The organism is Microbispora sp. CSR-4 (assembly GCF_008033685.1).
Classification (GTDB): domain Bacteria; phylum Actinomycetota; class Actinomycetes; order Streptosporangiales; family Streptosporangiaceae; genus Microbispora.
Genome location: NZ_VJVX01000018.1, coordinates 110,747 through 120,347, shown reverse-complemented (window position 1 = coordinate 120,347; position 9,601 = coordinate 110,747). Strand labels below are relative to the sequence as shown.

General features: G+C 69.4%; 5 protein-coding genes and 1 tRNA gene. 5 read left to right on the top strand and 1 reads right to left on the bottom strand.

Annotation, left to right across the window (positions count from 1 at the left end; genetic code table 11):
- From FLV34_RS16040 to nhaA, 5 genes are all read left to right on the top strand, one after another.
- The coding region (locus FLV34_RS16040; protein ID WP_187280630.1) for a transposase at positions 1–388 on the top strand (388 nt) is incomplete at its 5' end.
- An 881-nt stretch (positions 389–1,269) separates the two neighbouring features.
- Entirely contained in the window at positions 1,270–1,875 is a 606-nt protein-coding gene (locus FLV34_RS16035; RefSeq protein WP_142645982.1) for a hypothetical protein, read from the top strand.
- A 74-nt stretch (positions 1,876–1,949) separates the two neighbouring features.
- Positions 1,950–2,026 (top strand) — tRNA-Lys (locus tag FLV34_RS16030).
- Between the two features lie 896 nt (positions 2,027–2,922).
- Positions 2,923–5,934 carry an HNH endonuclease signature motif containing protein gene (locus tag FLV34_RS16025; RefSeq protein ID WP_187280647.1) on the top strand — a complete coding sequence of 1,004 codons (3,012 nt, stop codon included), beginning with the start codon at positions 2,923–2,925 and terminating at the stop codon, positions 5,932–5,934.
- 546 nt (positions 5,935–6,480) lie between these two features.
- Complete coding sequence (gene nhaA / locus FLV34_RS16020; protein ID WP_142645980.1) at positions 6,481–7,788, top strand: Na+/H+ antiporter NhaA; 1,308 nt, start codon at positions 6,481–6,483, stop codon at positions 7,786–7,788.
- A 328-nt stretch (positions 7,789–8,116) separates the two neighbouring features.
- Here the strand turns inward: nhaA and FLV34_RS16015 are convergent, their stop codons facing one another.
- On the bottom strand, positions 8,117–9,292 hold the full coding sequence (locus FLV34_RS16015) for a cytochrome P450 (RefSeq protein ID WP_147943459.1): 1,176 nt from the start codon (positions 9,290–9,292) through the stop codon (positions 8,117–8,119).
- Positions 9,293–9,601 lie beyond the last annotated feature (309 nt).

Below are 9,601 nucleotides of genomic sequence, written 5' to 3'. Positions count from 1 at the left end.
GGACAAAGACCACGCCCTGGCGGCGGTGAAGGCGTTCCAGGCCGCTTACGGGGCCAAGTACGGCAAGGCCGTGGCCAAGGTCGTCGACGACGTGGACGAGTTGCTAGCGTTCTACGACTTCCCAGCCGAGCATTGGGTGCATCTGCGCACGACCAACCCCATCGAGTCGACGTTCGCCACCGTGCGGCACCGCACCAAGGTCACCAAAGGCCCCGGTTCACGGGCGGCCGGGCTGGCCATGGCGTTCAAGCTGATCGAGTCGGCCCAGGCCCGCTGGCGCGCGGTCAACGCCCCCCACCTCGTCGCCCTGGTCCGCGCCGGGGCCACCTTCGTCAACGGCAAGCTCGTCGAACGCCCCGACGATCAGCCCTCACCAGCAGCTGCTTAGGAACTCGTGATCCACAGGTCTTGACGATTGCTCGGCCTCGTCCCGGTCCAGCGGTACACCGCGCAGGTGCCGGACCATCCCGGCATCGTGCTGCTCACCGAGTCCGGAGTCGTCTTTGTCGTCCCTCGCTCGTGGGGTGTCCTTGGCCGGGTGGGCCACTGCGCCGTAAGGAACCTCCGGCCCTCCCTGGTGAAGTCCCTCGGCTGGACCTTCGCTGCGGTCCTTGTTCCCTTCCGCTCCGCTCTCTCCACGCCGGTGAACGTTGCGGACACTGATGGACACCGCAGCGGTCAGGGCGCCGGGCCTCGTCCTGGTCGTCCCTGGCAAACAGCCTTTGCTTTGGTAAACCGGCGGTCTTCACCTCGCTCGGCGGTTCCGCTTTTGAGGTGGGTTGCTCTACCGCGCCGTCCCTGGTGATTTTCTTTGTGGTCTCTTGCCGTACGGCCCCCGCGCTTTGCCGTGCGCGGATGGCGCACCTTCGTTACGCACCGTCAACATCACAAAGGTGGGGCGGCGAGCCGTAGACGCTCTTGGGGTAAACGGGGTCAGAGGTAGATCTTCTGGGCGCTATGCGACTCATGCTTTGCTCTGTCCTGACTCGTCCTGTAGTGTCCTATTTGCCGCCGACCGGTGGCTGGATTGGACTTGGAGAGGAGATCACCGTGGGTGACCCCACACCGACCTCCGAGCCAAGGCATCTCGGATCACACGTCTGACTCACGACGGCCTTCCGGCCGATCGCCATAGCTTCAGCGCACACGCCTCCGGGTGATCGACTTCTCTTGCCCGGACACGTGGCCCGTCTTCGCGGTCTGCCGCATGCAGGTCCCTAGATGACGCATGGCCATTTTCTGTCGTCTCACGAAAGATCCCCAGCCCTGATGAAGACTCTGTTTGACCTGCCGGGCAACCGACGCCTCACCACCGCGGCGACGCTCGTCGGTGCGGTGGCCGTCACCGCGTCCCTTGTGGCCGCCGTGCCCGCGCCCGTCGAGCAGCCGGTCAAGGAGGCCGCGAACGTGACCGCCGCCCTGCCGGCGGGCCAGCCCTCCCTCGCCCTCGCCATCCCGGCGAACGAAGAGGTCCTGCTCCAGGGCAGCACCACCGGCTCCTACTTCTGGGACGACTGCTCGGGTCGCCAGGGCGACACCGGTCTGCCGGCCATTGGCAAGCCCATGCAGCAGGGGTTGTTCGCCAGCCCGAGCTGGCCGCTCGGCACCGAGGGCTACATCTTCTACAAGGGCAAGATGGCCAAGTTCTTCATCGGCGACCGGGGCCCGGGCGTTCCGTCGGACAGCGGCGTCATGCTCGACATCGACGGCAAGACCTTCGCCGAGCTCACCGGCACCACCTGGAACCAGGACACGCTGACCATCAGCGGCGACCAGGGTCACATCCCGATCCAGTACGTCGTCACCAAGTGGGGCGACGGGCCGGGTCTGCGCGGCGAGCCGGTGCCCTTCTCCAGTGGCGCCTGGCGAAGCTGAGCCACGACATCCCGATCATCGTTCGAGCGATGTGCGCGACCTTCGCGGGACTGCTAAGGTTACGGACATCGCGGGCGCCGCTAGCTCAGTTGGTTAGAGCAGCTGACTCTTAATCAGCGGGTCCGGGGTTCGAGTCCCTGGCGGCGCACCAGATGAAAGCCCAGGTCGGCACAGCCGATCTGGGCTTTCTTCATCTCTGCGGCATCTTCCCCCGGTCTTCTGTGGTGCTCTGCGCCCCAGCCTCCCGTTCGCCAGCCCGAGATGGGCAATTTCGGGGCTCGCCCGGGCCGTCCAAGGCGAACGTCGTGCTGAAAAGCCCGGCCGGAGCCGCCTGTCCGCCGCTGCCAGGGGCCTGCCCAGCGCGAATGATTACGGGACAGAGCCGTTGTTTGTACTGTCCCGCTGCCAGGGTGCCAGCGCTGCCCGTTGCCGGCCGCCTGCTGTCCGGTGTCGTTCTCGGTGGCGCTGCCGGTGTGGGCGTCGGTGCCCCAGCATGCCCGCCGGTTGTACATGCCGGTCGCCGAGTCGCTCGCGGTAGCGCACGATCTGTGCCGCCGAGTCGCTCGCCATAGTGCACGACCTGTGCCGCCGAGTGGCACGCCGCCGGGGGCGACCTGTACGCAGCCAGTGCTCCGCTCTCACGATTCTGGAGGCAGCGCGTTAGGTTGTGACTCCACATTTGCGCTGGTCAGGCTTGTTTTCGAGAGCGTGTTCGGTTAATCTCTGAAGTAGTTGTTACGGATGAGCTTGGTTGGCGTTCTGGTCTGTGGCCTCTGTGCCGGTTGATGAAGTAGCCGAGTCTGTGTGAGTAAGTCCCGGTCCGGGCGACCGGGAGCCCATAGTGCTTTCGTCTCCGGCCTGCGAAGGAGGTTCCCGGCAATGCCAGGCCCGTCCGCGTCCGCCTTGTTCCGGGCGCACTCCGCGTCATCCAGGACTCAGGGACGGCCTGGGCAGTCCATGCCGTCCGCGGCTCGGATGCCTGGTGCGCCCTCGTCGCCGCGTGTGCCGTCTGCTTCTGATCGTGCCCGTTCCTCCTCTTCTCACGGGGTGAGCGGGGTCGGCTCGTTCGCGCCGAGGCGAGCTGCGATTCCGATACCGGACGGGCTCACGATGACACCTCCGGGTGCCGAGCTGGCCGGGCTGCTCGCCGAGGTGAACGTGGAGCGTGTGTCCGGGTTCGACACGGTGGAGGTGCTCAAGGCGGCCTACCGGCAGGTCTGCCATGACCGGGCGTGGTTCTTGCGGGCCTTGCTGGAGGTGGGACTGCGGGACTCGTTCTCGGGCGACGACGTGGTGAGGCTGGAGGTGCCGGATGAGTTCGGCCCGGATGAGGCGCGGGCGGCGCTGGTGTGGTCACGCCGCCGCGCCGATTCAACCTTCGAGCTGGCTTGGAACATTCATCGGCGGTTGCCGATCCTGGGCGAGGCGATGCTGGCCGGGACCCTCGACGAACCCCGCGCGGTGGCGTTCGTCCGCTGGACCGTCGGGTTGACCGACGAGCAGGCCGCTCTGGTATGCGACCAGCTGGTGCCCCAGGCGTCGTCCTGGACGGTGGGAGAGTTGATCGAGCGGATCCAGCGCCTTGCGTTGGCGATCGACCCCGCCTGGGCCGAACGCCGGTACACCGAGGCGGTACGCCGCCGCCGAGTGGTGGGGACCCGCAACGAGGACGGCACCGCGACCGTGTCCGGGCTGGACCTGCCGCTGGACCGGGCGGCGGCCGGGTGCGACCGAATCGACGAATTGGCCCGAGCGTGCAAGCGGGCCGGTGACCGCCGTCCGATCGATCACATCCGGGTGGACCTCTTCCTCGGAAGCCTGGACGGCACGTTCGAGGGGATGTCGGATGAGGAGATCGTCACCCATGTCCTCTGCCATCCCTTCCACGACACCCTTCCTTCCCGGGAAGGCGATGACGACAACGGCTCCGGTGACGACAACAGCGACGGCTCCGGTGACGACAACAGCGACGGCTCCGGTGGTGACAACAGCGACGGCTCCGGTGGTGACAACAGCGGCGAGCGCGGCAGCGATGGCGGCGGTGACGGCCCTGACCGCCCCGGAGACGGTGGCGGAGTGCGCCCGGGTGCTGATCCCGACCTTCCTGGCGATGACAACCACGTCGATGGCCATGACGGGGCCGGTAGCAGCGAGGGCACCAGGGGTAACGGGGGCACCAGGAGCAGCGGTGACGACCTTGACCACCCCGGTGATGGCATGCGTCCTGACGCTGACCTCGATCAGCGGGATGGCCGTCGCATCAGCGGGGCCAGCGGCGCGGACGGCGCCGGCGGCACCGGCGGTGCCGACAGCACAGGCGGCGCTGATGGTGGTGGTGCTAATGGTGCTGACGGTTCGGCCGAGGCCGATAGCGGCGCGGCCGAGCGAGACCAAGACACGGAGCCGTGTAGCCACCCGGGGAATGGGCCCGGCGGACTGTCGTCCGCGAGCGGCTCGCACTCCATGGAGCCGCACTCGGCAGGGTCGGAGGAAACAGCGCCTTGTACGCCCGATCATGAAACCGGGCAAGGTGAGGCCGAATCCGACAAGCGAGTGCCCGGCAAGCCAGCGCCCGACGGGCCGGCGTTCGACGCGCTCGTGCCCGACGAGGCTGAGCTCGACACGCTCGTGCTCGACCAAGTTGAGCTGGACAGGTCAGCACTCGACAAGGTTGGGCCTGACAAGGCTGAGCTGGACAGGTCAGCGCCCGGCAAGCCAGCGCCCGACGGGCCGGCGTTCGACGCGCTCGTGCCCGACGAGGCTGAGCTCGACGCGCTCGTGCCCGACCAAGCTGAGCTGGACAGGTCAGCACCCGACACGCTCGTGCCCGACACGCTCGTGCCCGACAAGGTGGGGCCCAACGGGTCAGGGCCGGGTCAAGCTGGGACTGGTAGGGCCGGGCCCTGCAAGTCAGCACCCGACAAGGTTGGACCCGACAGGCCGACGCCCGATGAAGCTGGGCCTGCCAGGCCAGCGCCCGGTGAAGCTGGGGCCGACCGGGTGGGGCTCCAGCATGCCCACGCTCAGGTACAGGGGGATGCCGATGTCCGGATGGGCACCGGAGGGTGGACGGTGCGGGAGATCCGGCTGGAGCTCACCACGCTGCTCAGCCTGGATGAGCATCCCGCCCATCTGCCCGGCTGGGGAGTCGTCCACCCTGGTTTGGCCCGGTGCATCGTCGAGGGCATGCTCGGTGGGCAGTGGCGGTACGCCATCTGCTACGACAACGGCCACCTGGCGTTGACCGGGCTCGTCCGGGCCCGTCCTCACGCCCCGGGCCGGAACCGCCCCGCCCGTGACCGGCGGCGTGGCGGCCTCGTCGAACTACAGATCACCCTCAGTCACCTGCGGATGCTGGCCGCCCGGCCCGCCCGCGTCCTCGGAGCGTGGGCGCCGGTGGTCGCCGAGTTGTCCGCCCACGCCGCCTCCCTCCTGGCCACTGGCGAGGGGGTCACCGCGGGCCGGCACATGAACGGTATGGCGGACAGGCGAGCCGAGGGGACGGCGGGCGGCGGGGCCGATTCGGAGCGCCGGCGTCAAGCCGGAGCGGCCTTACGACGCTATGTGCAGATACGGGGCCGGGTCTGCTCCTGGCCCGGCTGCCGCACGCCTGCCACCCGAACCGACCAGGACCACATCCTCCCGTGGGCGGAGCAGGGGCCTACGAACGCGGAGAACCTGCACCTGGCCTGCCGCCACGACCATCGCGCCCGGCACCACGGCGGCTGGCGCGTCAGCACTGCGGGCCCTCACATGGTCGTCTGGACCAGCCCGCTGGGGCACCGGTACCCGAGTCCTCTTCCGAAGATCATCATCCCCGCCTGTAGTCCGCATCCTCGCAGTCAGCCCAGCCCGACGTCCTACCGGTACCTCGACGACCTCCCCGAGACCCCCACCATGGCCCCGGCCACCGAGCCGCCACTTCCGCAGGAGTCTCCCCAGCGGGAGACGGGAGCAGCCACGCCGCCGAAGCCGGCCGGCGGGACGGGGACGCCCGCTCCCAAGGCCGGGGCGTACGGATCGCTGCTCGGAGGCGAACGTGACGAACCACCCTTCTGACGCCTCCCGCGCCTGACAGGAAAGGTCGGACACAGAGAGGGCGGAGAAGGCTTGGACGGGGAGTGGCCGGACACAGAGAGGGCCTGGAGTTGGAGGGGGCAGACACGGAGGGCGGATACGGATAGGGCGGAGAGGGCTTGGACGGGGAGTGGCCGGACACAGAGAGGGCCTGGAGTTGGAGGGGGCAGACACGGAGGGCGGATACGGATAGGGCGGAGAGGGCTTGGACGGGGAGTGGCCGGACACGGAGCGGCCGGTAGAAACAAGGCGTAGATCGAGAACCTTCGTCTCCGGCACCGATGAGCAGGCGCTCACCGAGGGCGAACCCGTGGGACGACCGAGGAGATCTGTGGGAACGGCCGAGGAGATCTGTGGGAACGGCCGAGGAGAATACCTGGGACGACTGAGGACCTGGGACGGAAGGCGCAGCAGGGGTGCGCGCTAATGGCGCGGCTGATGACTCGGTCCGATGCGCTCGTAGGATGGGTGTGGGGTGCCGGGAAGTCTGGTCGGCGGTCGTCGAATCGAACCCGGAAACGGAGCGTCATGGCCCCGACCCGCCGCCTGTCTGTCCTTGGTCCCGCTTCCCGGGCTGAGACCCGTCGCATCGCCGACATCCTGCGCAAGGAGACGATCGGCGGCGCACTGCTCCTGATCGCCGCCGTCGCGGCCCTCGTCTGCGCCAACTCGCCCTGGTCGGAGGCGTACGAGGGGCTGCGCTCGGCGACGATCGGGCCGGCCGCATGGCATTTGGACCTCAGCCTCGCCAAGTGGGCCTCGGACGGGCTGCTGGCGATCTTCTTCTTCGTCGCCGGCCTGGAACTCAAGCGCGAGTTCGTGGCCGGGGACCTGCGCGATCCTCGTCGGGCCGTCGTTCCCGTCGCGGCGGCCGTCGGTGGTGTGATCGTCCCGGCGCTGCTCTATCTGCTGGTCAACTCCCTCATGGACGGCGAGGCGCGGGGGTGGGCGACTCCGACGGCCACCGACATCGCGTTCGCACTGGCGGTGCTCGCCGTGGTGGGGCGGCGGCTGCCCGCCACGCTGCGCACGTTCCTGCTCACGCTGGCCGTCGTGGACGACCTGCTGGCCATTGTGATCATCGCGGTGTTCTACACGTCGCATCTGTCGGTGCTGCCGCTCCTGGCGGCGCTGGTGCCGCTGGGTGTCTTCGCCGTGCTGGTGCAGCGGCGGGTGCGCTCGTGGTGGCTGCTGCTCCCGCTGGCCACGCTGACCTGGGGACTGGTCCACGCCTCGGGTGTGCACGCGACGGTGGCCGGGGTGCTGCTCGGCTTCGCCGTCCCGGTCCTGCGCAGTGAGAAGGCGGGTGGTCCGGAGGCGGGGCCTGGGCTCGCCGAGCACTTCGAGCACCGGTTCCGCCCGATCTCGGCCGGGGTGGCCGTGCCGCTGTTCGCGTTCCTGTCCGCGGGGGTGCCGCTCGGAGGGCTGGACGGTGTGACGAACCTGCTCGCCGACCCGGTGTCGTTGGGCGTCGTCGTCGGGCTCGTCGTGGGCAAGCCGCTGGGGATCATGGCGGCCACCTGGCTGACCGCCCGCTTCACCCGTGCGGACATCAACGAGGGGCTGGCGTGGGTGGACGTCGGCGGGCTGGCGATCCTGTCCGGCATCGGGTTCACGGTGGCCCTGCTCATCGGCGAGCTGGCGTTCGGCCTCGGCACGGCCCGCGACGCCCAGGTGAAGCTGGCGGTCCTGACCGGCTCGCTGGTCGCGGCGCTGCTGGCGACGGTGGTGCTGCGGCTGCGCGATCGCGCGTACCGGCTGGCAGCCGACACCGAAACCGGTGGCGAAACCGACGCTGGAGCCGGCACCGAACCCTTGCACGGAAATCGGAGCTGAAGCCGACGCCGCCAGCGACGCTGACACTGGAGTCGACACGGAAGCCGGCACGGAAGCCGGCGCCGAACCGCTGGGCGCGTGGCCGAGTCCGCTTGATGGGCGGCCCGGCCCTGCTCGCCGTCGCTGTCGACGTGCGGTTACCCGCGCCCCCGGCTGCGCGCGGCCGTCGTCCGGCTCACGGGGCTTCGCCCGCGCCCCCGGCTGCGCGCGGCCGTTTTCCGGTTCATCGGGCTTCGCCCGATACCGGGGCCGGGCGCGAGACGGGGACACGAGCATCCCGTTCCACGTCGACCGGCCGGGGAGGCGGACCGCTGTCACCTCCTGACGTTCACCAGGTGACGGGCAGCGCCTGGAGCCCTCCGGCCAGCCTGTCGGTGTGCGCCTTCAGCTCCTCGTACGGCACCGCGAGCGCCAGCGCGGGGAAGCGCGTGAAGAGTGAGCCGAAGACCGCGCGCAGTTCGACCCGGGCCAGGGACGCCCCGAGGCAGTGGTGCGGCCCGTGGCCGAACCCGACGTGCGGCTGGGGATCGCGCCGCCGGATGTCGAAGGTGTCGGGGTCGGGGTAGACGCGCTCGTCCCTGTTGGCCGCCGGGGTGGACAGCATGACCAGCTCACCCGCGCGGATCCGCACCCCCGCGACCTCGACGTCCTCGTGCGCGTAACGCACCAGCCCGTGTTCGCTCGGCGAGGCCACCCGCATGATCTCCTCGACGGCGCCGTCCACGAGGGAGGGGTCGTGCAGCAGCGCGTCACGCTGGGCGGGGTTGCGCAGGAACAGCAGCACGCCGTAGTCGATCTGGTTGACCGTGGTCTCGTGGCCGGCGAACAGCAGGCCACCCGCGATCCTCGCCACGTCGTCCTCCGGCAGCGAGGCCTCCGCCAGGTCGGAGTAGACGTCCTCGCCCGGGTTGTCCCGCTTCGCCTTCACGATCTCGTAGGTGAAGGTGTTCATCTCCATCTGGGCGGTGGCGGACCGTTCGGGATCGGTCAGGTCGGTCATCGCCTCGGCCATGGCCCGGAACCTGGTCCTGTCCTCGTACGGCACGCCGAGGAGCTCGCAGATCACCTGGATCGGCAGCGGGAGCGACAGACCGGCGTGCAGGTCCGCCGGCGGGCCCTGCTCGTCGAGCCCGTCGAGCAGCGCCCTGACCAGCGACCCGATCCGGTCCGACAACATCCGCATGCGGCGGGCCGAGAACGCGGGGGTGAGCAGGCGCCGCATCTGCTTGTGGACCGACCGCTCCGTGGCGTACTGGCCGGTCGGGCCGCCGAGGAGGGCGTTGTTCGACAGGCGGGCCGCGGTCTCGGGGGTGGGGTGGGAGCGGCCGAACCTGTCGTCGGCGAACACCTGCCGAATCTCCTCGTAGCCCGTGATCAGCCATGCCTCGTCGCCCATGGCGGTCGTGACCTTGGCGATCGGCGCTCTGGCTCGCAGTTCGCCGAAGCCGGGGGATATCCCCAGGACGTCCGGCCGCTCGAACGGCAGCCGCGGGAGTCCGGGCATAAGTGACCTTCCCTTCGTTTTCGATGTCGGCCCTCTCGAATCTCTCCCCTGACTCTCTGTCCGGCAAGGTAGTAAAACCATGTCCGGCATGACCCGAGAGGCGACATTTGCCACACGACACCCCGCCGCGCCTGCTCGCGCCCGGACACTCGTGCCCCGCGCATACCAGCGTCGTTCCCGCGACCCGGCATGAGACAGGTGGTACGGGAGGAACGGGGATCAAGTCGTGGTGAAGTCACCGCAACCGGCGGGAGATCTTCGTCGGGGCCGGTGTGGCGGTGCGGCCGGAGGGGGGAGACCGCTTCTCAC